Annotated in this window: 20 protein-coding genes; 5 read left to right on the forward strand and 15 right to left on the reverse strand. The window is 69.1% G+C overall.

What is annotated here, in order from left to right; translation table 11 throughout:
* Positions 1 to 1,025: phosphomannomutase/phosphoglucomutase (locus tag ABIS05_RS02795; protein ID WP_348013632.1), on the reverse strand; the 1,025-nt coding region annotated here is incomplete at its 3' end.
* Between the two features lie 133 nt (positions 1,026 to 1,158).
* On the opposite strand from ABIS05_RS02795, the gene ABIS05_RS02800 reads away from it, so the two are divergent.
* The 5 genes from ABIS05_RS02800 to ABIS05_RS02820 all read left to right on the forward strand — a co-directional run bounded on the left by ABIS05_RS02800 (position 1,159) and on the right by ABIS05_RS02820 (position 5,963).
* The gene (locus ABIS05_RS02800; protein ID WP_348013633.1) at positions 1,159 to 2,289 is read left to right on the forward strand and encodes a histidine kinase; all 1,131 of its coding nucleotides are present in this window, start codon (positions 1,159 to 1,161) and stop codon (positions 2,287 to 2,289) included.
* A complete protein-coding gene (locus ABIS05_RS02805; RefSeq protein ID WP_348013634.1) occupies positions 2,286 to 3,038 on the forward strand; it encodes a LytTR family DNA-binding domain-containing protein in 753 nt (250 codons plus the stop codon). The genes ABIS05_RS02800 and ABIS05_RS02805 overlap by 4 nt, the downstream gene beginning before the upstream one ends.
* Positions 3,039 to 3,157: 119 nt before the next feature.
* Positions 3,158 to 4,600 (forward strand): Ada metal-binding domain-containing protein, encoded by a 1,443-nt coding sequence (locus ABIS05_RS02810; RefSeq protein WP_348013635.1) that lies wholly within the window; start codon positions 3,158 to 3,160, stop codon positions 4,598 to 4,600.
* Positions 4,597 to 5,085, forward strand: coding sequence for a methylated-DNA--[protein]-cysteine S-methyltransferase (locus ABIS05_RS02815; protein WP_348013636.1), 489 nt, complete (start codon positions 4,597 to 4,599; stop codon positions 5,083 to 5,085). The genes ABIS05_RS02810 and ABIS05_RS02815 overlap by 4 nt, the downstream gene beginning before the upstream one ends.
* Positions 5,082 to 5,963 carry a DMT family transporter gene (locus tag ABIS05_RS02820; protein WP_348013637.1) on the forward strand — a complete coding sequence of 294 codons (882 nt, stop codon included), beginning with the start codon at positions 5,082 to 5,084 and terminating at the stop codon, positions 5,961 to 5,963. Before ABIS05_RS02815 ends, ABIS05_RS02820 begins: the two co-directional genes overlap by 4 nt.
* A gap of 734 nt (positions 5,964 to 6,697) precedes the next feature.
* Here ABIS05_RS02820 and ABIS05_RS02825 read toward each other — a convergent pair.
* The 14 genes from ABIS05_RS02825 to ABIS05_RS02890 form a co-directional block, all read right to left on the reverse strand.
* On the reverse strand, positions 6,698 to 7,504 hold the full coding sequence (locus tag ABIS05_RS02825; protein WP_348013638.1) for a DUF5984 family protein: 807 nt from the start codon (positions 7,502 to 7,504) through the stop codon (positions 6,698 to 6,700).
* Positions 7,501 to 9,294 (reverse strand): secretin N-terminal domain-containing protein, encoded by a 1,794-nt coding sequence (locus ABIS05_RS02830; protein WP_348013639.1) that lies wholly within the window; start codon positions 9,292 to 9,294, stop codon positions 7,501 to 7,503. Before ABIS05_RS02830 ends, ABIS05_RS02825 begins: the two co-directional genes overlap by 4 nt.
* Entirely contained in the window at positions 9,291 to 9,701 is a 411-nt protein-coding gene (locus ABIS05_RS02835; RefSeq protein ID WP_348013640.1) for a hypothetical protein, read from the reverse strand. Before ABIS05_RS02835 ends, ABIS05_RS02830 begins: the two co-directional genes overlap by 4 nt.
* Entirely contained in the window at positions 9,698 to 10,420 is a 723-nt protein-coding gene (locus tag ABIS05_RS02840; protein ID WP_348013641.1) for a hypothetical protein, read from the reverse strand. The genes ABIS05_RS02835 and ABIS05_RS02840 overlap by 4 nt, the downstream gene beginning before the upstream one ends.
* Positions 10,417 to 11,097 carry a hypothetical protein gene (locus tag ABIS05_RS02845; RefSeq protein WP_348013642.1) on the reverse strand — a complete coding sequence of 227 codons (681 nt, stop codon included), beginning with the start codon at positions 11,095 to 11,097 and terminating at the stop codon, positions 10,417 to 10,419. Before ABIS05_RS02845 ends, ABIS05_RS02840 begins: the two co-directional genes overlap by 4 nt.
* Positions 11,097 to 12,092 (reverse strand): hypothetical protein, encoded by a 996-nt coding sequence (locus tag ABIS05_RS02850; RefSeq protein ID WP_348013643.1) that lies wholly within the window; start codon positions 12,090 to 12,092, stop codon positions 11,097 to 11,099. Before ABIS05_RS02850 ends, ABIS05_RS02845 begins: the two co-directional genes overlap by 1 nt.
* 249 nt (positions 12,093 to 12,341) lie before the next feature.
* Positions 12,342 to 15,965, reverse strand: coding sequence for a DUF6701 domain-containing protein (locus tag ABIS05_RS02855; protein ID WP_348013644.1), 3,624 nt, complete (start codon positions 15,963 to 15,965; stop codon positions 12,342 to 12,344).
* Positions 15,962 to 16,489 (reverse strand): agglutinin biogenesis protein MshP, encoded by a 528-nt coding sequence (locus ABIS05_RS02860; protein WP_348013645.1) that lies wholly within the window; start codon positions 16,487 to 16,489, stop codon positions 15,962 to 15,964. The genes ABIS05_RS02855 and ABIS05_RS02860 overlap by 4 nt, the downstream gene beginning before the upstream one ends.
* 74 nt (positions 16,490 to 16,563) lie before the next feature.
* Entirely contained in the window at positions 16,564 to 17,367 is an 804-nt protein-coding gene (locus ABIS05_RS02865) for a prepilin-type N-terminal cleavage/methylation domain-containing protein (protein WP_348013646.1), read from the reverse strand.
* A complete protein-coding gene (locus ABIS05_RS02870) occupies positions 17,345 to 17,914 on the reverse strand; it encodes a type II secretion system protein (protein ID WP_348013647.1) in 570 nt (189 codons plus the stop codon). The genes ABIS05_RS02865 and ABIS05_RS02870 overlap by 23 nt, the downstream gene beginning before the upstream one ends.
* A 38-nt stretch (positions 17,915 to 17,952) precedes the next feature.
* Positions 17,953 to 18,399: a prepilin-type N-terminal cleavage/methylation domain-containing protein gene (locus ABIS05_RS02875; protein WP_348013648.1), complete on the reverse strand. Its 447-nt coding sequence runs from the start codon at positions 18,397 to 18,399 to the stop codon at positions 17,953 to 17,955.
* 5 nt (positions 18,400 to 18,404) lie between these two features.
* Positions 18,405 to 18,884: a type II secretion system protein gene (locus ABIS05_RS02880; protein ID WP_348013649.1), complete on the reverse strand. Its 480-nt coding sequence runs from the start codon at positions 18,882 to 18,884 to the stop codon at positions 18,405 to 18,407.
* A gap of 63 nt (positions 18,885 to 18,947) precedes the next feature.
* On the reverse strand, positions 18,948 to 20,177 hold the full coding sequence (locus tag ABIS05_RS02885; RefSeq protein WP_348013650.1) for a type II secretion system F family protein: 1,230 nt from the start codon (positions 20,175 to 20,177) through the stop codon (positions 18,948 to 18,950).
* 112 nt (positions 20,178 to 20,289) lie between these two features.
* On the reverse strand, positions 20,290 to 21,887 hold a 1,598-nt coding region (locus ABIS05_RS02890; RefSeq protein WP_348013651.1), incomplete at its 5' end, for a GspE/PulE family protein.

A 21,887-nucleotide genomic window follows, 5' to 3' on the forward strand; every position in this document is an offset into this window, starting at 1 on the left:
GTGTACATCGCGTCGTCGAAGCCGTACCAGCGCTCGGCAAAGAAGATGTGGCCCGACAGTTCGCCGGCCAGCGGCGCGCCGGTTTCCTTCAGCTTGGCCTTGGCCAGCGAGTGGCCGGTCATCCACATCAGCGGCTTGCCGCCGTGCTTCTTGATCCACGGTGCCAGGCGCTGCGTGCACTTGACGTCGAAGATGATCTGCGCGCCCTTGTTGCGCTTCAGGATGTCGGCCGCGATCAGCATGATCTGGCGGTCCGGCATGATCATTTCGCCGTCCTTGGTGACGATGCCCAGGCGGTCGCCGTCGCCGTCGAAGGCCAGGCCCAGCTCGGCACCGGTGGCATGCACAACGCGCTTCAGGTCTTCCAGGTTCTCGGGGCGGCTCGGGTCCGGGTGGTGGTTGGGGAAATCGCCGTCGACCTTGGAGAAGATGTCGATGACCTCGCAGCCCAGCGCGCGCAGGATGGCCGGAGCCGAGGCGCCGGGGATGCCGTTGCCGCTGTCGACGACGATCTTCATCGGCCGGGCCAGCTTGCAGTCGTTGACGACGCGGGCGGCGTACTCCGGCACGATGTCCATCTTGGCGCCACGGCCGCGGCCCTTGGCGTAGTCCTCGGTCTCGATGCGCTGGCGCAGCGCTTGGATCTGGTCACCGTAGACGGCGGCGCCCTTGAGCACCATCTTGAAGCCGTTGTAGTCCTTGGGGTTGTGGCTGCCCGTGACCATGATGCCGGAGCTGCAGCCGTGCTTGGCCCGCGTGGCGGCGACGTAATAGAGCATGGGCGTGGTCACGGCGCCGATGTCGACGACATCCAGCCCGGTGGAGCGCAGGCCGCGCACCAGTGCGGCGACAAGGCCGGGGCCCGATAGGCGGCCGTCACGGCCGACCGCCACGGCCTTTTCGCCGAGTGCCTTGGCCTCGGTGCCGAAGGCGCGACCCAGGTGCTCTGCGAGCTCCTCGTTCAAGGTCTGGCCAACGACGCCACGGATGTCATAAGCCTTGAAGATGGAAGCGTGAACCTGCATGGACTGCCTTTGAAGCTGAGTTTGAAATCGCGGCGGATTGTAGGCACCGCCTATCTGGCGAGCCATCGCGCCGGCTGTCGATCCGTCACTCATGCAAGTGGCATGCCGCCGAGGCTTCCTACACTCGCGCCCCATGAGCTTCACCGAGGAATTCACCCAGGCCCTGCGCAACCAGCGCGTGCTGATGAAGCACCGCCCGGACAGGCTGCGCATCCGGCTGCTGATCTATTTCATCTGGTTCGTCTTCTTCGGCTTGTTCTTCGCCACCATCCACGGCCTGCAGAACGGCAGGCTGGGATCGGGCTTTTGGTGGGCAAAGGAATTGCCAGGCCACCTGCTCGTGAGCGCCTGCGTGACGGTCTGCTTCTTCTTCGTCTTCCGCGGCTTCGAGAGGTTCGCGCCGCAGCGCTGGCTGGATGCAATCGTCCGCTGGCGAGACTGGCGGGCCGGTTTCTTCTATTCGATGCTGTCGATTTTCTGTTCGGCCGTCGGCGTCGTCATCGGCCTGGCGGCGGTCGATCGCGTTTGGCTGACGCAGGGCTGGAACAAGGCACTGTCCCAGCCGGGTTTCTGGGGCGAGTTCCTGGGCATCTCGGCGGTCATCTCCGTCATCGTCGGCCTGCGCTACCGGGCGCGCTGGAAGCAGGAGGCCTTGCAGGCCCGCATCACCGAGGCCCAGCTGCGGCTGCTGCAGGGCCAGATCGAGCCGCACTTCCTGTTCAACACGCTGGCCAACGTGCAGAGCCTCATCGACTTCGACCCCGACCGGGCCAAGCTGATGCTGGAACGCTTCACCGACTACCTGCGTGCCAGCCTCGGCCAGCTCCGTGGCGACTCGACGACGCTGGCGCAGGAGTTCGCCCTGCTGGAGGCCTACCTTGGCCTGATGCAATTGCGCATGGGCGAGCGGCTGCGGGTGAGCCTGAGCTTGCCCGCCGAGCTGGCCGGCTTTGAGCTGCCGCCGCTGCTGCTGCAGCCGCTGGTGGAGAACGCCATCCACCACGGCCTGGAGCCCAAGATCGGCGGCGGCGAGATCACCGTCAGCGCGCGGCGCGAGGGCCAGCAGCTCTGCATTGACGTCGGGGACGACGGCCAGGGGCTGGATGCGCCGAAGCGGCGTGGCGGCAATGGCCTGGCCCTCGACAACATCCGCGCCCGCCTGACCGCCCGCTGGGGCCCCGCCGCGATGTTGGAACTGCTGCCGCGCGAAGGCGGCGGCACCCGCTCGCACATCAAGATTCCCTTGCCTCTGTTGAAGCCATGACCACCGCCCTGATCGCCGACGACGAAGCCCATCTGGCCCAGTACCTCAAGTCCCAACTGGCGCAGGCCTGGCCGGAGCTGCAGATCGTCAAGATCGCTGCTCACGGCATCGAGGCCGCCGAGGCAATCGCGGAGCTTGAGCCCGACATCGCCTTCCTCGACATCCAGATGCCCGGCCTCACCGGGCTGGAAGTGGCCCAGGGCATCGAAGGCGCGACGCGCGTCGTCTTCGTGACGGCCTACGACCAGTACGCCGTCGACGCCTTCGAGGCCCGTGCCGTGGACTACCTGCTCAAGCCGCTGAAGGCCGACCGCCTGGCCCGTTGCGTCGAGCGGCTGCGCGCTGAACCGCCGGCCGGTGGCGACGGCGCGCTGGCCGAGACGCTCAAGCGCCTGCTGCCGGCGGCCGGCACGGCGGCGCCCACGCGGCTGCGCTACATCCGCGCCGCCCAGGGTGAGCTGACGCACCAGGTGCCGGTTGACGAGGTGCTGTTCTTCCACGCCGACGACAAATACACCATCGTGCAGACGGCCACGGCCGAGCACCTGATCCGCACGCCCATCTTCGAGCTGGCCGGCCAGCTCGACCCGGACCGGTTCTGGCAGGTGCACCGCTCCACCATCATCAACCTCGACCATCTCGCAGGCACGCGCCGCGACGAGCAGAGCCGGCTCTTCGTGCGCATCCGCGGCAAGGGCAACGAACTGCCGGTCAGCCGGGCCTACGTTCACTTGTTCAAGGCGATGTGAGGGTGGTGGCCCGTCTCAGCACGAGCCCCCCGCAAGCGCCGTTCGCCGAGTGACGCCGCCGCCAGGGGCATGTCCGGATACGGCCAGCCGCACCGGACGCCGCCACCTAGACTGGCTGCATGTTGTCCGAAACCCTTCCGCCCGACGCCGCCTATGCCGTCCTGCAATCGCACGACGCGCGCTTCGACGGCCGGCTCTACGTCGGCGTCACGTCCACCGGCATCTACTGCCGGCCCGTCTGCCGCGTGCGCCTGCCCCGGCGCGAGAACTGCCGCTTTTTCTCGACGGCGGCGCAGGCAGAGGCTGAGCGCTTTCGCCCCTGCATGAAGTGCCGGCCCGAACTGGCGCCGCGCGCGCTGCCGTGGACGACGATGGACGCCTCGCGCACGCTGGCCCAGCAGGCCGCCGCCTGGCTGGACGCCTGTGACGACGCCGAGGCCAGCGTCGAGGGCCTGGCCGCTCACCTCGGCATCACGAGCCGCCACTTGCGCCGCATCTTCCAGACGGAGCATGGCGTGTCGCCGCTGCAATACCTGCAGACGCGCCGGCTGCTGCTGGCCAAGGCGCTGCTGACGGACAGCACGCTGCCAGTTCAGGAGGTGGCCTACGCGGCCGGCTTCGCGAGCCTGCGCCGCTTCAACGCGGCCTTCATCGAGCACTACCGATTGCAGCCGACGGCCCTGCGTCGCGAAGGCGGCAGCAACACGCCAGTGTCGCGGCTGCGGCTGACTTATCGCCAGCCGTACGACGTTGCTGGCGTGCTCGCCTTCCTCGCGCCACGGGCCGTTGCCGGCGTCGAGAAAGTGGAGGAGGGCGCCGTGACTCGCTCGCTGGCGGTGACGCACGCCGGCCAGCGCCATGCCGGGTGGCTGCGCGTCAGCTTCGCCAAGCCGGGCGAGGTCGGCGTGGAGCTGTCGCCCGCGCTGTGGCCCACCGTCGGCTCGCTGCTGCCGCTGCTGCGCCGCTGGCTGGACCTGGACGCCGACCCCGACGCCATCGCCACCGCCTTGGGCGAGACCGGCGTGCCGGGCCAGCGCCTGCCGGGCTGCCTGGACCGCTTCGAGCTGACCGTGCGTGCGGTGCTGGGCCAGCAGGTCACGGTGGCCGCTGCACGGACGCTCGCCGGCCGCTTCGTCGAGCGCTTCGGCGAGGTGCTCGACGAGGCGCCCGAAGGCTGCGGCCGACTGTTCCCGACGCCCGAGCGCATCGCCGCCGCCACGCGCGACGACATCGCCTCGCTCGGCATCATCGGTCGCCGCGCCGACAGCCTCATCGCGCTGGCGCAGGGCTGGCCCAGGCTGGCCTTTGCGCGCCGCGAGGGCAGCGCCGAAGCGGCCGCCGAGGAACTCACCACCATCCCCGGCATCGGCCCCTGGACCGCCGGCTACATGCTGATGCGCGGCTGGAGCTGGCCCGATGCGTTCCCGCCCGGCGACGTCGTGCTGCGCAAGGCGCTCAGTGGCTCAGGCAGCTTGCTAGCACCCAAGGCTTACCTCGAAGCGGCGGAGCGCTACCGTCCCTTCCGCAGCTACGCCGTCCTGCACCTCTGGAGACATTCATGAAGCACCACATCCTGCAACGCCGTATCGACACGCCGCTGGGCCCGCTGACCGCCGCCCGCAGCGCCGCCGGCCTGTCGGGCCTGTGGTTCGACGATCAGAAGCATCACCCCGGCGCGTTGGCCGTGCCCGATGACGATGGCAGCGACCCGGTGCTCTCGGCCACCGCAGCGGCGCTGACGGCCTATTTCAGCGGCAAGCCTTTCACGCTGCCGCCGCTGGACCCGGCCGGCACCAGCTTCCAGCGTGAGGTCTGGCAGGCCCTGCTCGCCATAGCGCCTGGGCAGCCGTCGACCTACGGCGCGCTCGCCGGGCGGCTGGGCCGCGCCAGCGCCGCGCGAGCACTCGGCGCGGCCGTCGGTCGCAACCCGATCTCGGTGTTGGTGCCCTGCCACCGCGTGGTGGGCGCCGATGGTTCGCTAACTGGCTATGCCGGCGGGCTCGAACGCAAGAAGGCGCTGCTGAGCCTGGAAGAAGCCGCCGCATGAAGCCTTTCGACATCGGCGAGTTGGTGCTGCTGGCCGCGCTCTGGGGCGCTTCCTTCCTGTTCATGCGCGTGGGCGCCCCCGAGTTCGGCCCGATCGCGCTGGCCGCCGTGCGCGTGGGCCTGGCGAGCGCCATGCTGATCCCGCTGCTGGCCTCACGCGGGCAGATGGCCGAGCTGCGCACGCACTGGCGGGGGCTGCTGATCGTCGGCGCGCTGAACAGCGCCATCCCCTTCGCGCTGTTCTCGTTCGCGGCCTTGTCCATCACGGCCGGCTTGTCCAGCATCGTCAACGCAACCACGCCGTTATGGACGGCCGTCGTCGCCTTCGTCTGGCTGCGCCAGGGGCTGACGAAGCTGCGCGTGCTCGGCCTCGTCATCGGCTTTGCCGGCGTGGCCTTCCTGGCCTGGGACAAGGCCAGCTTCAAACCCGGCGCCGATCACAGCGGCCTGCTCGCCGTGGTGGCCTGCCTGGGCGCGACGCTCTGCTACGGCTTGGCGGCCAACGCGACCAAGTGCTTTCTGAACGGCGCGTCGCCATTGGCCGTTGCCACCGGCAGCCAGTTCGCCGCCGCGTTGATGCTGGCGCTGCCGGCTGCCTGGCTCTGGCCGGCCTCCCCGCCGGGCGCGAGGGCCTGGGGCGCGGTGCTGGCGCTGGCGGCCTTGTGCACGGCGCTTGCCTACGTCCTGTACTTCCGCCTCATGAGCCGTGTCGGGCCGACCAATGCGGTGTCGGTGACCTTCCTGATCCCGCTGTTCGCCATCCTGTGGGGCGCGCTCTTTCTGGGCGAGGTCGTCACGGCGCAGATGGTGAGCGGCGGCGCCATCGTGCTGGTGGGCATCGCGCTGGCGCTCGGGCTGGTAAAGGCCAAGCCGCGCTGACTCCGCCGCGCAAGTCGGGTCGTGGGCGTCATGGTTGCCGCGCAGCAGCTGCCCGCCTGCCTTTATGCCTTCCACCAGGCTGTGTCGGAGCCGGCTGTGCGGTTCGGATGCTCTTGTGACGAGCCTTTCGACTCGCTGCCGCGTTGCCGGGAGTCCGCCCCGGCGGGCGGGTAACTTTCTTCTGCGGGGCCAGAAGAAAGTCACCAAAGAAGAGGCCCTGAACCGCACTCGAGTGCCACGTCGCCACCAGCGGCGTGCGAAAACGGCCGCTGTCATTGCGCCCACACGCGACCCGCTGCGCTCTCGCTGCTGTCCTTGTCACCAGCACCATTCATCGCACTGTTAGCCCGCTTAACGCGCGGCTGCACGCCGTGCTCACGAGAACAGCCAAAGACAGCGTCGCTCGGGCGACGCGGCTATTTGGTATTTGTTGATGAGCCCGGCGTGCAGCCGGCGTTAAGCGGCACGAAGGGGCGATGTCTGGTGCTCGTCACAGGGACAGCAGCGAGAGCGCAGCGGGTCGCTTCGGGGCGCGATCCAGTGCCAAGCCCGCAAGGCCGCTGGGGTGCGGATTCAGGGCCTCTTCTTTGGTGACTTTCTTCTGGCCCCGCAGAAGAAAGTTACCCCGCTGCCGGGCGGGACTCCCGGCTGGGCCTTCGCCTCAAGCTACAGCACCGAATTCAGCAACCGTTGGGTGGGTCGATATCCGCCCTACAGCTGATGACGCCGACCGATCAACTTAGGGCTGCCTTGCGAAGCTCCTCAAGTTGACGCACGGCTGCGCTGACAACGAGCCAGGGTGTGGCATCTGCGAGCGGCTGAAAACTCTGTTCGGACAGGCTCGCACGACGCTGCTGATCCTGCCAGAGGGCAGAGCGGTCTATTCGGACACCAGGCGGCGCGCCGTTAGACAGAATGCTGGCGACACGCTCCGCCATCTGTTGCATGAAGCGCCAGTGAAACGCCTTGACCTCATTCACAAAGTCCACACGACTTAGCGAGAAGCTGCCGCAGGATGCCGACCACACCGGGACACCGTGCGAGTGGACGTCGCGGTTATCCCACTGAATGTGAACCTCCTGCTCGTCTGACCACATCCAGATGCGCGCCGATGGCGAGAGGTACAGCGAATCGAGTCGTCGCTCGCCGAGCCACGTCCCGGCGTTGTCCAGCAGGTCGAAGTGGGTTTCAGCGTCTATCAGCCGGTCATCCAGCGATGTCCAGGCGTCCCAGTAGCCTACTTGCGACTCGGTCTTCAACGCAATGAACTCGCGCAACTCCGGGGGCACCGGTCGCAGCACATGCGGCAGCATGTCCAGCACGTCCTCGTGCAAGCGCACGATTTGGTAGTCGCAATATCGAGTCGCACCTGCTTCATCCTGAAATTGCTGGCTGTATTCCAGCAACATGTGCTGCCCCACGTTCAACCAATAGCAGCCATCTGACAGCCCAAACCAATGCAGGTTGGGATCTGCTGCTGTGCCCCAGGGCTGAATTTCTTCCAGCGGGCGCAACCGGAACTCGAACAGTGGCTTGCTCACTTCGGCTTGGTGTCGGGCCCATCCAGCCGGATCACCCGCCTCGACCGGCTTTCCGTGTCGTCCAGTGACTCGCTGATCAGCCGGTTGTGCTGCTCCCAATCCTCGGCCGTGCGGATGATGCTGGGCTTGATCAGCACCACCAGCTCGCGCTTGCGGCCGTTGTTGGCGCGGTTGCCGAACAGCAGTGAGGTGATCGGGTTGCCGTCGGCCCCCGGCACACCCGAGCCGCGCCGCGTGGCTTCCATCTGCATCAGGCCGCCGATGGCGACGATGTGACCGTCAGGGATGCGCACCACCGTGTCCGTTTCGTTGACGCTGGCGCTGGCCAGCGGCAGGCGGAAGTTGCCGACCGAACCCAGGTCGACCTGCTTGACCTTCTCGGTCACGTTGGACACCGAAGGGTGGATGTGCAGCGTCACCATGTCCGCGTCGATCTGCGGCGTCACGTCCAGCGCGATGCCGCTGAAGAAGGGCGTCAGGATCAGCGTCGGGATCTGGTTGGTCGTGCCGTTCGTGCCGGTGTTGCTCGAGTTGCTGCCGCTGTTGCTGCCGCTGATGCCGGTGATGAAGTAGTCGTCGGTGCCGACCTTCAGCACGGCCTTCTGGTTGTTCAGCGTGGCGATGCGCGGGCTGGACAGGATCTGCGTGTCGCCGTGGCTCTCGATGAAGCTCAGCAGCGCCTGAAAGCCGCCGCGCGCCAGCGCCAGGCCCAAGGCGCCGCCACCCGCCGAGGGGACGGGAATCAGGTCGGGCCAGCTCGGGCTTTGCGTGCCGCTGGACAGCGTGGGCAGGCCGCGCGCGTTGCTGACGAGCGGGTTGATGATGCTGTTGACGCCGGTCGGGATGGAGGGGTTGACGCTGGTCTGGCCGATGGCGCTGTTGTTACCGATGCGCGACCAGTCGATGCCGCTCTGGTAGCCCTCGCGCAGCTCCACCTCGACGATCTTGGCCTCCAGCATGACCTGGCGCTCCACGGCCACGCGCGTGGCCTTGAGCCAGGTCTCGACATGGCGCAGCTCGTCGGGCATGGCACGCACGGCGATCGTGCCGGTCTGCGGGCTGGTGATGACCGTGCGGCCCTCGCCGTTGCCCACCAGCGCCTTCAGCGCCACGGCCGTCTCGCCCCAGAAGTCGCTGGTGACCTTGGTGCTGAGCTGGCTGCTCTCCTGCTGCTGCACGGTGCCGGCGCTGCCGGGCGTGGCTGTGTTGCCATTGCCATTGCCGCTCCCCTGGCTGCTGGCCGGTGCGGCGCCGGAGCTGACGCGCACCTCGCTGCGGCCGCTGCGCTGCAGGGCCAGTGCGTTGATGGTGAAGACGCGCGTCTGCAGCGTGGGCGGGAAGACGGTGATGCGGCGGCCGTCGATGGAATAGTCGAAGCCGTAGACGTCGCGGATGGCGTCCAGCGACTCGCGCAGCGTGACGCCCTTGAGCGTGACGGACAGCTGGCCCGCCACGGCCGGGTGCACGAGCATGCTGTAGCGCGTGTCGGTCACCAGGGACAAGAAGACGTCGCGCGCCGGGGCGCCGTTGACGATGAGATCGAAGCGCGGCTCGTGGGGCAGGGCGGGTACCGGCGCAGGCACCGGAACGGCCTGCACTTCAGGCGCCGAGGCGGCCGGCAGCGGCGCCGGTGCTGCATTGCGCTGGGCCTGCAGCTCGTCGCGCAGCGACTGGCTGGGCTGGGCCACGCGCAGGGGCTTGTCGGCGCAGCCAGACAGGCCGGCGACAAGCAGGGCGACGGTCGCGCTCAGCAGCAAAAGACGGGGAGGACTGTTGATCGGGGCCTTCATGGCTGCTTCTCCTTGGAATTCCTGGCGGCTGGCTTGGGCGACGCAGGCGCAGCGGGCGGGCGCTTCTCGACCCCGCTGTACAGCGGCTCGCGCCTCACCTGGCCGGCCTCGCGCAGCCAGACGGCCTGCTCGGTGACGCGTTCGATGCGGGCGCCGTCAAGCTGCTCGCCCACGGCATAGCGTCGGCCGCGTTGCACCACATAGCCGCGCCCGTTGGCGAAGACGACGTGGCGGATGCCGTCACGCGCGGGCTCTGCACCCGACGCCGGCGCGGACGCGGACGCGGACGCGGCCTCGGCGATGGCGTTGCGCAGCGTGATCGGCAAGGCGGTGGGGTCGCGGCCGGCGTCCTGGGCTTGAACCACGGCCGACAGCGCGGCCAGCAACAGCAGGGCCATCCATCTCATGGCTGCACCTTCAGCAGGAAGAGCTGCGCGCGCAGGCGCGGCGGTTCGTTGGTGCCGGAAGCGCTCAGGTGCATGTCGCCCCAGCGCAGGCCGGGCAACTCGCGCTCCAGCGTCTGCAGATAGCGCTGGATGTCGCCGTAGCGACCCAGCACCTGCAGCTCGACGCCTTGCCAGCTCATGCCCGGCATGCTGGGCAGCATGGCGGCCGGGGAGGATGCGTTTGCGGCGTTTGCGGCGTTTGCAGCGCTTGCAACGACGCTGGGCATGGCCACGGGCGTGTCGTCCAGCAGCGCCAGCCGCTCCAGCACCAGGCCGGGCTGCTGGGCCAGCAGGCGCTGCAACACGGCCGACAGGCCCTCGCCGCCGCTGACCGAACCGGCCTTGCGCAACTCGGCTTCCAGCCGCAGGCGCTCGGCCCGGGCGGCGTCGAGCTGGTTGCGCAGCTGGCCGGCCGGGTCGTTGACATTGCTGCTGGCGGCCACGAACTGCTCGCGCAGCTGCGTCACCTCGGCCGCCTGCCGGGCCTGCGCCTCGGCGCGCTGCTTGTCGCGGGCGGACAGCGGGGTCAGCACCTGGCTGTCGAACAGCGCCGCCAGCACGGCGGCGATGCACAGGAAGATGAAGGCGCGCTCGCGCAGGCTGAGGGCGTCGATGCGCCGGGCCTGGCGGTCCCAGCGCGCGCGCAGCGGGGCGAGGTTGATCGGCGTGGACGCCTTCATTGCGTGCCTCCCGCTGCCGCATGGGCCGGCGCGCTGACGACACGAAACGCCCACACCGGCACGCCCGTCTGCGCCACCGGGCCGTTGGCCGACAGCAGCGGGTTGCTGCCCGCCGTGGTGCCGGGCGCGCCCAGGCGCTCCACGCGCAGGGCCGACAGCTCCTGGCCGGCCAGCAGCGGGTGGCCGGCCAGCTGGCCCAGCCAAGGCCGCAGCACGGCCGTGTTCAAGGTGCCGCCGACAAGTTCGACCCGGCCGGGCGAGTAATGCAGCTCACCCAGCCAGGCGGCCTCGGGCAGGCTGCGCGCGATGAGTGCGAGCAGGTCCGAATGGCGCTGCCCCGGCCTGGCGCCGCCGCCTTCGGCGCCGAGAGCCCGCAGCAGCGCGCGGCGCTCGGCGTTGCCAGTCTGCAGCGGCAGCAGCTGTAGCTGCGCGGCGGCGCCGTCCAGCGGCACCGGCAGCCCGGCGCGTGCCACGGTGAGCTGCTGGCGCTCGGTGGCGTACTGGGCCAGCAAGGCCTGGTGCTCGGCCTCGGCGCGGCGGTCCCGCTGCTGCAGCCACAGCGCCCCGGCAAGGCCGACCACCAGCAGCAAGCCGGTCATCTGCACCAGCGTCAGGGCGGAGAAATAGCGCTTGGGTGCCAGCAGGATGGGCGTGAGGAGATTGATCTGCTGGGCCATCAGAGTTTTCTCGTCTCCGTGCGCAGTGCGGCGCCCAGCAGCGGCAGGCAGGCGGCCAATGCTTGCGCTGCGTCGCCCTCGGGCGGCGGTGCATCGGGGGCGAAGGCGGCCATTGGGTCTAACGCCACCGTGCGCTGGCCCAGCTCGCGCTGGATCAGCGAGGCCACCTCGGCGCCGTGCTCCGCGGTCAGCACGTAAAGCCGTGCCAACGGCAGATCGGGCCAGCTGCGCTCCCACACGTCGATGGAGCGCTGCAGTTCGACAACGAGGGGCGACTCCTGCGTGTTGCCGCTGTCGAAGGTGCCGCCGGGCTGGTACTCGAAGCCCAGCGGCAGATCGGCCGAGGCCGCCTCCACCTGCACGCCGCGGGCGCGGGCCAGCAGGGCGAGGTCGCCCTCCAGGCGGCGCGTGTAGAAGAGCTCGTCACCGGCGCAGACGACGAGCAGGCAATGCTGCTCGTCGATGAGGACGGCGGCGCAGGCGCGCGCGGCGAGGTCGTCGGCGCGGGCCTGGGCGGCCAGCAGGTTGCGCAGTGCCGTCTCCCAGATGTCGACGACGCCGATGTGCTCGCTGAAAGCCGCGGCACCACTGGTCAGCGCCTTGATGGCGCTGTTGCGCGCCGCGATGACGAAGAGCTGGTGTGAGCTGGCCGTGTTCGCCCGGGCCACATCACCCCCCACGTGCATGACATCCAGCGTCAGCTCGGCGATGTCCACGTCCACCATCTCCTTGATCTGCCAGCGTGCCGCGGCCTTGAGTTCCTCCTGCGGCACATTGGGCGTGTCGACCTTGAGGATCTGGTAGTCCGCCGGGTCCAACAGCGCGATGGTTTCGCCGGCGGGGACGGGTCTTGCCTCCGGCAGCAGGCCCCAGCGCAGCAGGCGCGTCGGCTCGTCGCCGGGCGCACCGTCGGTCAGCACGAAGGCGTGCTGGCTGCCGACGCGGCGCACCAGCAGCCGCTGGCCGGTGCTGCGGGGTTGCCAAGGCCAACGCATGTCAGTGGCGCTCACCCGAAACGTGCGGGCCGAGCGCCGGGCCGCTCCCAAGCCGGCCCGCGCTGGCGATGTGCTCGCGGCCCAACGCCGCGAACATCGCCGTCCCCTCGGGGGCTGAGCCCGGACACACCGCGCCCAGTGGGCGCGGTGTGCCTGGAGAAGCGTTGCGGCTCACGCCGCAGCGCGGTCCCAGACCGGGCGCGCCCGCGTGCAGCGAGTCGAGACTGGGCGAGGGGTCTCGGTTCATCATCAATAGTTCTCCCGCTGGTAGAGCACGCCGTCGGCACCGCGGTAGACACCCCAGGTGGCGCGGGCACCCGGGTCACTGAAGGCGTTGCCACACCAGGGGCCGCGCAGGGCGGTCTGGCTGGCGCCGGCTGTGGCGGCCTTGGTGGCCGTCCAGCCGGCTTGCGTCTTGAGGCAGGAGAGGTCGGTGGGCGGCGTGGCCGTGTCCAGCGCAATGGTCACGTCCAGGCTGCCGACATGGCCGGGGGCGGGGGCGGCCAGCGTGATGCTGCCCTTGCCGCTGGCCACCGTCACCGACGTGCCGACCATGGCCGCGTCGCTCGCCACCAGCGTCTTGCGCAGGTTGCCGAAACTGAGGTTGGTGGCGCTGATGCGGGTGCAGGAATCCAAAGCGTTGCTGTTGTAGGCCGTACCGTTCCAGAACTGCGCTTCGAGCGGCAGGTTGAGCTGCCGGTTGGCTGCACCCATGCCATTCTGAAGCCGCAACCGCCCGAAGCGCAGAGGGATTCTGCCCACCTTGAAGGTGTCGGCGCCGGCAATGCCGTCGGTGTTGAGGTCCAGCGACAACATCGTCACGCCGTCGAGGTCGACCGGTGCGACGCCGAAGTCGGCGCTGTCGAAGGGGCCGACGGGCGTGGTGGTGCGCGGGACCCTGGCCGGCAGCGTGACCGAAGCAACGCCGTTGACCCAACCGGCGGCGCTGCTGCTGGTGCCCAGCGTCAGGCTGGCGTTGCCGGTCTTGAACTGCGTGGCGCCGTCGACACCGGCGAGCCTGAAGTTGGCTGCGGCGGCCAAGTCGAGGCGGGCAAAGCTGCCGGCGTAGTTCTGCGTCGTCGCACCGCTGGCGTTCCGCGCGGTCAGCGTGAAGCCGAGGCTGAAGTCCTCACCCAGGTAGGTGAACGTCGATGCTGGCGAGCACGACGCGCCGCTGCGATGCGTGGCCACCGCCGCCGAGAGCGCGAACGACGCCGGCACGAAGCGGCCGACGTTGCCGCTGGCCGTGCCGGTGATGTTGCCAGCGCCGAGGTAGCTGCCGTCGGCCAACGCAGCGGTCAGCGTGACGATGCCGACCTCGGGCCACGCGAAGGTGGTGCCGGTCGCGACGCCGCCGCTGAAGGCGCCGAAGGCGCTCGGGTTGCTCACGCCCGGCGCGTTGCCACCCGCCGGCTGCACCAGCGCGGCGGTGAGCGCCACGCCTTCGGCTGCCGTCTCGCGGCCGTAGTTCGGCGTCGCGTTGCCGTTTGCATCCACGGCCGTCACGGTGGCCGAGAACGGCGCGCCGGCCGGCATGAAGGCGCTGCCGCTGGCCGAGGACGCGCCCGGGTTGTTGCCTGGGCTGGCGATGGCCGAGGTGGCGCAGGAACCGGCCGCGTAGCTCGTGCAGCGGATCGCCGACAGCACGAAGCCCGCCGGCTTGACGACGAAGCTGTTGCTGCTGCCGCTCAAGGCCGCCAGCAGCGTGCCGCCCGCAGCCTTGCTCGCGAGCAGCGTGACCTTGCCGACGTCCGCGTAGTTGAAGCTGAACGGCGCGTTGCCGTTGGCATCGAAGCTCATCGTCACCGCAGTGCTGGCGCCGCTGCTGCCGTTGGCGTTGCCGGCCACCGCCACCGCGCTGCTGCCGGTCAGCGTCATGCGGTTGCCGCTGGAGCAGGTCGTGGGGTCGTTGCACTGCAGGCCCCAGTTCACCGTCGTCGAGCCCGTCAACGCGGCTTCGCAGGCCTTGGTCGTTGTGTTCGTCTTTACCGCCCGCAGCACCCAGCTGCCCGACGACGCACCGGCAGTCTGCGTCGGCACGGTGGTGGCGGCGCCGTTCACGCTGTTGGCGATGATGAAGCCGGCGGTGCTGAACGTGGTGGAGCAACTGTTGGCGGCGCTGCAGCTCGCGCCGTCGGGGCAGCAGCGGCGCCCTGACGTGGCCAAGGTGGTCTCGCCCGACAAAGTCACCGTCGCCGTGCTGCCGGCGCTGGCGGCGGCGTAGCCGAGCGTCGTCGTCGCGGTGCCGCTCGCATTGAAGGTGACGGTGCTTGAGCCCAGCGTGCCGGCCGTAGTGCCGAGCGTCGCCGTCTGGCCGGCGAAGTTGGTGACGGGATTCGTGCACGGGCTGGAACTGTCGGCGCAAGCGGTCACCGTCAGGGTCGACGCCTGGCAGGCCAGGCTGGCGCTCGGCACCGACAGCTCGAAGTGCTCGACCACTGGCGCCAGGCCGGCGCGTGGGTAGAACGTGGCGCGGCCGTTCACGGCGGCGGTGCCGTCAACGGTCGCCAGGATCATGCTGGTGTCGACCTTGTGCTGCAGGTAGTAGGCCGCGTAGTTCGTCGCCTCGAAGCTGATCGCCGATGCATTGGCAAGCCCGCTGCGCAGGCAGAACGTGGCGTCCGCCGGGTACGGCGCCGCCGCGCTGTAGGTGTTGAGCTTGAGGACGAAGTTGTTGTGGCGCAGGTAGTAGCCGGGGAGGTTCACCGACTCGAACGACCAGCATGCCGGGTTCGTGATCCCGGGGCGGGCGATGAAGGTGCTGTCGTTCCTCGTCAGCGAGTCACTGCTGGCCGACACCGGCACGATGTAGCCGATGTAGTTGCTGTGGCGGATGTAGGAGCCCGGCACGTCGTACGACTCGAAGCTGTAGCGCGTGCCTGAGACCAGCGTCGGCGTCGTGCCGGCGCAGGTGGCGGGCATGGCGTAAGTGCTGTTGTTGACGACGCAGCTGCTGGTGCAAATGCCGCCGCAGCAGACGCTGTTGACATTGCTTTGATAGCCCAGCGTGATACTGGCGCTGCCGGTGGACTTGACGCAGGCCGAGGCCGTGGCGGCCTGCGCGAAGCTGATGGTGCCGCTGCTGGTGGTGAGCGTGCCCGCGACGCTGGCGCCGTAGCCGATCGACACATTGCCCGCGCCGCCGGTGATGTTGCCGCCGACGTAGGAACTCTGGCCCGTCGTGATCGCGCCGGTGCTGCCGAGGTTACCGTTCACCCTGGCCTGGAAGCCGAGATCCACGGTGCCAGAACCCGCGCTCAGGTTGCCGGAGACGACTGCGTTCTGCACGAGCGTGATGCTGCCGCTGCCCGTCACGCTGCCGGCCACCGTACCGCCCTCGCTGATGCTGATGGCGCCCGTGCCGCCCGACACGTTGCCGCCGATGCTGCCGTTCTGGCCGGTGGCGATGGTGCCGGTGCTGCTGGTGGAGACGTTGCCCGACACGGTGGTCTGGTAGGCCAGCGAGATGTTGCCGCCATTGGCCGTCACGTTGCCGGTGATGACCACGCCGCCGCCCGCGTCGTTGACGCTGGTGGCCGTGATGTTGGCCTTGATCTGGGCCTGGTAGCCCAAGGTCAGCGTGCCGTTGACGACGAAGTTCAGGTCACTGGCATTGCCGCTCTGGTTGATCTGCGAGATGTCGGTCGTGAAGTTGCCGGTGACGGTGATCGTGGCGGGCTTGGTGCCGCTGATCGTGACCGTGTCGCCATAGGCCAGGCTCGTGCCGCCGACGCAGGTATAGGTGCCGTTGCTGCCGCTGCAGCCAGGCGGCATGCTGCCCGGAAAGGTGTACGCCACCGCGCCGGCCAGCGTGGGCAGGGCCAGGGCGACGGTCGCCAGCCACGTACGCAGCGCTGTCAGCCAGCGGCTCATTTGCTCAGGCTCCGGCTCAGTTGCCGCTCGGCATAGGTCTGCTCAGCGGTGCCGGCGTTGGGGCAGGCGCCGCTGGCCGCGATGTTGCAGGCCGTCGCGACCAGTGTGTAGAAGGCCAGTGTCTGGCCATCGTCGCTAACGGTACCGCTGGACGGCGTGCGCGTGCAGGTGAGGGTGACGGTGAAGTCGGCGAGCTTGTCCGGCAGCGTGAAGCTGCGCGTGGCAAAGCAGGCCGGCTGGCCGGCCGCGCGCAGGATCTCGTAGCTGCCCGACTCCAGCCCGGCAAACGCCGCCTGGTAGGCCTTGGCCGCCGCCAGCTCGCCGGCCGAACCCATCTGCTGGCGCTGGCTCAGCGACGCCAGCGCCGCACCCAGCGCGGCCAGGGCCACCAGGATGAAAAGCATCGACATCATGGTGAAGCCGCAGGCGTTCATGTGAGCCCATTGAAATTGCGGGCCGAGCGACGGGCCGCTCCCAAGCCGGCCCGCGTTGGCGATGTGCTCGCGGCTTGATGCCGCGAGCATCGCCGTTCCCTCGGGGAACCGACCGGGTCTGCCGGCGTTCAGCCGGAGCAGGACTGGGCGAAGGGCTTGGTCCATCATGGCAGGTTGTCGACGTGGACGGTGTGATACAGCGTGACGGTTTCGCTCTGGGCACCGAGCTGGATGCTCATGGTCACGAGGGCATAGCGTGACGTGATGGCGGGGACGTCGTAGCTGAACGAGCAGCTCTTCACGTGGCGAGCCAGCACCGCGGCGCTGCCCCCTGCGGGCGGATTGGGCTGGCTGCTCACGAAGCCGTAGCCGCTGTAACGCGTCAGCGTCTCGGCGCTGGTGTCGCAGCGGTAGGTGACGGGTTGCTCGATGGCATAGACGCGGTAGGGCGGCGCCTGCAGCGAGTTCGGCAGGGGCGCACCGCTGATGGTCATGCTGGTCGCATTGCCGGCCGCTGTGGACGAGACGCGCACGTTGGCCAGCGTGTAGGCGTCGGCATCGGGCACGCCGGGGCCGAGGTTGTACCAGGCCAGGCGCTGGCTGCCGGTGGTCAGCTTCAGGGCCGGCCCGACGATGGCGAAGGAGGTGTCGGCGGTGCCGAACAGCAGCGGGTCGCCGGCCTCGGTGCCGACCGCGTAGCGCGCCGCACCGCTGACCGGAATCAGCTCCAGGCTCTGGCCCGTGATACGGGCGCTGTTGGGCAGGGCGGCGGCCAGGTCGCGGCTGATGCGGCGCAGCGCCGTATCGGCCTCGTCGCCGAGCCGGGCGCGCGCGGCGCTGGCGAAATAGGCCGTGATGGACGGCACGATGAAGACGGACACCATGGCGACGACGATGCCGGTGATGACGATCACCATGACCGCCTCGATCAGCGTAAAGCCCTGCTCAGAACGGTGACTGCGGCGCATAGCGGGTTCGCCAGCCTTGCAGCACGATGCTGCTGCTGTCTGGGCCGGAAACGGTGACGGTGATCTTCAGCGCGTCGCCACTGGCAAGCGTGAGCGTGTCCAGCGCTGCGGCGGCGACGGCCACGCTGGCCGTGTAGCCGGACAGGCCGGTCACGGCCGTGTTTGACAGGTCGCGGATGCCGGTCGTGGAGAAGCCGGCGTAGTCGTTGACGTTGTCGAAGTAGTTGGTCGGGCCGTAGCGCGTCTCGCCGCTCTCCGCGCCGCTGCTCTCGACCGTCGCGGCGCAGCCCAGCGGCACGACCGCCGCCGACGTGGCCACCTCGACGTTGGCATCGTCCGGGTCGCACCAGGTGAAGGGCAACAGCTGCACCTCGCGCAGCAGCGACTCGGCAATGGCGAGCTGCTGGCGGCGGATCATGGGGTCGGCGCTGGCCGTCGTGGCGGTGACGAAGACCCGCAGCATCGCCGTCAGTGCAATGCCCACGACGACGATGAACATCAGCAACTCGATCAGCGAGAGGCCCTGGGCCCGGCGGGGGAGGTGCATGCGCTTCATGCTAGCCCAGCGGCCGCGTGCGCCAAGCGTCAAGGAAGGGGGTAGATCAGGCCCGTGTCGGTCTCGACACGGTAGGCCTGGCTGTAGCTGCCGTAGGCCACCGTCACGCTCAGGCTCGCGGCCGTGCTCGTCGCCGTGGCGCCGCCGTTGGCGCTGTTGAAGGTGATGGTGCGGCTGCCGCCCTCGGAGATGCACGGCGACTCGGTGGCCGGGCAGGGCAGGGAGCCCAGGCTGGCGCCACTGCCGTAGGCCCAGCTGACGCCGGCGCCGGTGACGGTGGCCACGATGGGCCGGCGCTGCTGCAAGGCCAGCCGCAGCATGCCTTGGTGGCGGGCCATCAGGTCGTCGCCAAACGAACGCAGCCGCCACAGCGTCGTGTCCAGCACCTTGGGTAGGGCGAACACCGCCAGGGCGGCTGTGATCACGATGACGAGGATGAGCTCGATCAGCGTGAAGCCACGCGACGTGCGTGGCATGCCGGTCAATCGATGCTGGTCGCGGTGAAGTTCGACGTCTTGCCGTTAGCGGTGACCACGCAGTCGGTCTTGGTCGTATCAGCAGGCGTGATCGCCGCGGATGTGATGACGTAGCCGGTCGGCAGACCGCCTTGCAACGCGGCGGCGACGGCAGTGCAGTTGGCGACGGCAACAGTCTTCGGGCCGACCGTGGCTGCCGTTTCGCCCTTGGCCTTGCGGCTGGCGTAATTGATTGCCGAGGCTGAACTCAGCGAACCTGCCACGCCGTTGACAGCGGCCTGCTTCGCGTCGTCGTCCACGTTGACAAACTTGGGCAGCGCGACGGCAGCCAGCACGCCCAGGATGACGATGACCATCACCAGCTCGATGAGGGTGAAACCAGCTTGTTGTGACTTGTTCATGGGGGCTTTTGCGCCGAAGCGCTGTCGTCGGGGAGTGACTGCACTATCGGCCAGCGCCGGCCGGACTGGACGTGAATTGCGCACGGCTTGCTTCTCAGGCTTGAAACGAGCCTGCAATCCGTTGCAAGCTTCACGCCGACGCGCTGCTCAGCGCCCCTGCGCCGCCTGGCCCAGGTTCCACAGCGGCAGGAACACGCCCAGCGCCAGCACCAGCACCAGCGCGCCGATGACGGCCAGCAGGATGGGCTCGATGGCCGCCGACAGGCCCTTGATGGCGTAGTCGGTCTCGCGCTCGTACATCTGCGCGATCTCGGTCATCAGCGTGTCCAGCTCGCCGGTCTCCTCGCCCACCGCAATCATTTGCAGGACGATGGGCGTGAATACGCCGGTGGCCGTCGCACAGCGCGAGATGCTCTCGCCGCGCTCGACGCCGTCGCGCATCTGCTCGATGCGGGCGCCGATATAGGCGTTGTCCACCGTTTGGGCCACCACCGTCATGGCCTGGCTGATCGGCACGCCCGAGCTGTTGGCCAGCGCGAAGCTGCGCGCGAAGCGGGCGAGCGTGGCCTTGAGCACGATGTCGCCGGCGATGGGCAGGCGCAGCTTGAAGCGGTCCCAGGTGTAGAGGCCGCTGGCGGTTGCGATCCAGTTGCGCCAGGCCAGCCCGAGGCCGATGCCACCGGCCACCACCAGGGGCCACCACTTCAGCGTCCAGGCCGAGAAGCCGAGCAGGATGCGCGTCATCAGCGGCAGCTCGGTCTTGAAATGGGCGAAGACGTCGGCGAACTTCGGTAAAACGAAGACGTTGATGACGACCAGCGCGATGGCCATCGCGATCATGACCATGATCGGGTAACGCAGCGCCTGCTTGATGCGGGCGCGGATGTCGAGCTCGAACTCCAGGTGCTCGGCCAGGCGCTTGAAGACCTCGGTGAGCTTGCCGGTCAGCTCGCCCACGCGCGTCATCGCGATGAAGAAGGGGCTGAACACGGCCGGGTGGCGGGCGAAGGCGGTGGCCAGCTCGCGGCCCTGGTCGAGGCTGGCGCGCACGTCCTGCAGCAGGCTGACGATGCCCGGGTGGGTCGTCGAAGCCTCCAGGCCGGCGAGCGCCCGCAGGATGGGCACGCCGGCCTTCTGCAGCGTGTACATCTGGCGCGTTAGCACGAGGGAATCTTCCATCTTGATGGGACGGGCGAGCAGGGCCTGCAGCCAGCCGTCGCCACCGGCCGCGCTGACGGCGTCCAGCGTCGGCTCGATGCTGACCGGCACGACGCCACCGGCCATCAACTGGGCGGCCACGGCGTCGGGGGTGACGGCATCGACGATGCCCTCCACGAGTTCGCCGCGGCCGTTGCGGCCCTTGAAGGCGAAGTTCATGGAGTGAACTTAGGACTGCAAGACCAAACACAGCCACAGAGGCACAGAGACACAGAGGGAGCGCCATGGCACCCTCTCTGTGTCTCTGTGCCTCTGTGGCTTTGTTCTGTATTCATTCCGTGTCGACGCTGATGCGCACCGCTTCAGCCAGTGAGGTCTTGCCTTCGCGCACCAGCGCCAGGCTGCGGTCGGCCAGCGTCTTGCCCTTGAGCGCCCTGCGCGCGGCGGCCAGGAAGCCGCCGGCATCGCTGTTCTGGATGGCCAGGGCCATGTCCGGGTCTAGCTCCAGCATCTCGTAGATGCCGCGCCGGCCCTGCGTGCCGGTGCCGTTGCATTCCGCGCAGCCGCGGCCCTTCACGCTGGTGACGGGCGCGGTGTCGCCGTTCAGCGCCATCACCTGCTCCACCCACGCCTGCTCCTGCGGCGTGGCGCGGTGCGGCTCGGCGCAGTGCTTGCACACGCCGCGCAGCAGGCGCTGGGCCAGCACCGCCTGCAGCGACGTGGCCACCATGAAGGGCGGCGCCCCCATGTCCAGCAAGCGGAAGGGCGTGGAGACGGTGTCCTTGGTGTGCAGCGTGCTCAGCAGCAGGTGGCCGGTGATGGCGGCGCGCAGGCCGATCTCGGCCGTCTCGGCGTCGCGCATCTCGCCGACGAGGATGACGTCCGGGTCCTGGCGCAGCGCGGCGCGCAGCACGCGGGCGAAATCCAGCTCGATCTTGTCGTTGACCTGCACCTGCGTGAGGCCGGGCAGGCGGTACTCGACCGGGTCTTCCACCGTGATGATCTTCAGCTGCTCGGCGTCGATCTCGGCCAGCGCGGCGTACAGCGTCGAGGTCTTGCCCGAGCCCGTCGGGCCGGTGACGAGGATCATTCCCGAGTCGCGCCCCAGCAGCTCACGGAAGCGCTTGAGCATGTCCTCGGGCATGCCGATGTCACCCAGGCGGCGCAGCGCCGAGCCCTGGCCGAGCAGGCGCATGACGACCGATTCGCCGTACTGGCTGGGCATGGTGGACAGGCGCACATCGAGCGTGCGGTCGGACAGCCGCAGCGTGAAGCGGCCATCCTGCGGCAGGCGCTTTTCGGAGATGTCCAGGCCGGCCATCAACTTCAGGCGCTGGGCCAGGGCCGGGGCGATGCGCTTGTCGGCCTGCATCAACGTCTGCAGAAGGCCGTCGACGCGTGTGCGGATCAGCAGCTCGCCTTCCTGCGGCTCGATGTGAACGTCGGACGCGCCGGCACGGGTGGCGTCCTCGAACACCGACTGCAGCAGCCGCACGACCGGCGCGCCCTCCTGGCCCACGCTGGCCTGCAGCGAGCCAAAGTCCACCGCGTCGCCGACGTCGCGCTCCAGTGCCTTGGCCAGGCCGGAGATCTCGTCGCTGCGGCGGTAATGCTTGTCGAAGACGGCCGGCAGTTGGCTGTCGGCGACGACGGCCATGGCCAGGCGGCGCTTCAGGATCTTGGCCAGCTCATCGAAGCCGAACAGGTCCAGCGGGTCGGCCATGGCCACCAGCAGCGTGTCCCCGCGCTCCTCCAGCACCAGCGCACGGAAGCGCCGCGCTGGCGTCTCGGGCAGCAGGCGGACGAGGTCGGTCTTGAGCGGGAAGGTCTTGAGGTTGACGAAGGGCGCGCGCAGCTGGCGCGCCAGCACATGGGCGAGGGCCTCCTCGGTGATGAGGTTGGCCTCGATGAGGATGCGGCCCAGCTTCT

The sequence above is a fragment of the Roseateles sp. genome, assembly GCF_039929605.1.
Classification (GTDB): Bacteria; Pseudomonadota; Gammaproteobacteria; order Burkholderiales; family Burkholderiaceae_C; genus Pelomonas.

What these genes read in the sequence shown, in the direction of transcription:
- ABIS05_RS02845 (WP_348013642.1), bottom strand. Translation starts at nt 11,097, where the DNA reads ATGGCCCAGCAGATCAATCTCCTCACGCCCATCCTGCTGGCACCCAAG.
- ABIS05_RS02840 (WP_348013641.1), bottom strand. Translation starts at nt 10,420, where the DNA reads ATGAAGGCGTCCACGCCGATCAACCTCGCCCCGCTGCGCGCGCGCTGG.
- ABIS05_RS02815 (WP_348013636.1), top strand. Translation starts at nt 4,597, where the DNA reads ATGAAGCACCACATCCTGCAACGCCGTATCGACACGCCGCTGGGCCCG.
- ABIS05_RS02865 (WP_348013646.1), bottom strand. Translation starts at nt 17,367, where the DNA reads ATGCGCCGCAGTCACCGTTCTGAGCAGGGCTTTACGCTGATCGAGGCG.
- ABIS05_RS02850 (WP_348013643.1), bottom strand. Translation starts at nt 12,092, where the DNA reads ATGCGTTGGCCTTGGCAACCCCGCAGCACCGGCCAGCGGCTGCTGGTG.
- ABIS05_RS02875 (WP_348013648.1), bottom strand. Translation starts at nt 18,399, where the DNA reads ATGCCACGCACGTCGCGTGGCTTCACGCTGATCGAGCTCATCCTCGTC.
- ABIS05_RS02810 (WP_348013635.1), top strand. Translation starts at nt 3,158, where the DNA reads ATGTTGTCCGAAACCCTTCCGCCCGACGCCGCCTATGCCGTCCTGCAA.
- ABIS05_RS02860 (WP_348013645.1), bottom strand. Translation starts at nt 16,489, where the DNA reads ATGCTCGCGGCATCAAGCCGCGAGCACATCGCCAACGCGGGCCGGCTT.
- ABIS05_RS02855 (WP_348013644.1), bottom strand. Translation starts at nt 15,965, where the DNA reads ATGAGCCGCTGGCTGACAGCGCTGCGTACGTGGCTGGCGACCGTCGCC.
- ABIS05_RS02805 (WP_348013634.1), top strand. Translation starts at nt 2,286, where the DNA reads ATGACCACCGCCCTGATCGCCGACGACGAAGCCCATCTGGCCCAGTAC.
- ABIS05_RS02870 (WP_348013647.1), bottom strand. Translation starts at nt 17,914, where the DNA reads ATGCACCTCCCCCGCCGGGCCCAGGGCCTCTCGCTGATCGAGTTGCTG.
- ABIS05_RS02830 (WP_348013639.1), bottom strand. Translation starts at nt 9,294, where the DNA reads ATGAAGGCCCCGATCAACAGTCCTCCCCGTCTTTTGCTGCTGAGCGCG.
- ABIS05_RS02800 (WP_348013633.1), top strand. Translation starts at nt 1,159, where the DNA reads ATGAGCTTCACCGAGGAATTCACCCAGGCCCTGCGCAACCAGCGCGTG.
- ABIS05_RS02885 (WP_348013650.1), bottom strand. Translation starts at nt 20,177, where the DNA reads ATGAACTTCGCCTTCAAGGGCCGCAACGGCCGCGGCGAACTCGTGGAG.
- ABIS05_RS02835 (WP_348013640.1), bottom strand. Translation starts at nt 9,701, where the DNA reads ATGAGATGGATGGCCCTGCTGTTGCTGGCCGCGCTGTCGGCCGTGGTT.
- ABIS05_RS02820 (WP_348013637.1), top strand. Translation starts at nt 5,082, where the DNA reads ATGAAGCCTTTCGACATCGGCGAGTTGGTGCTGCTGGCCGCGCTCTGG.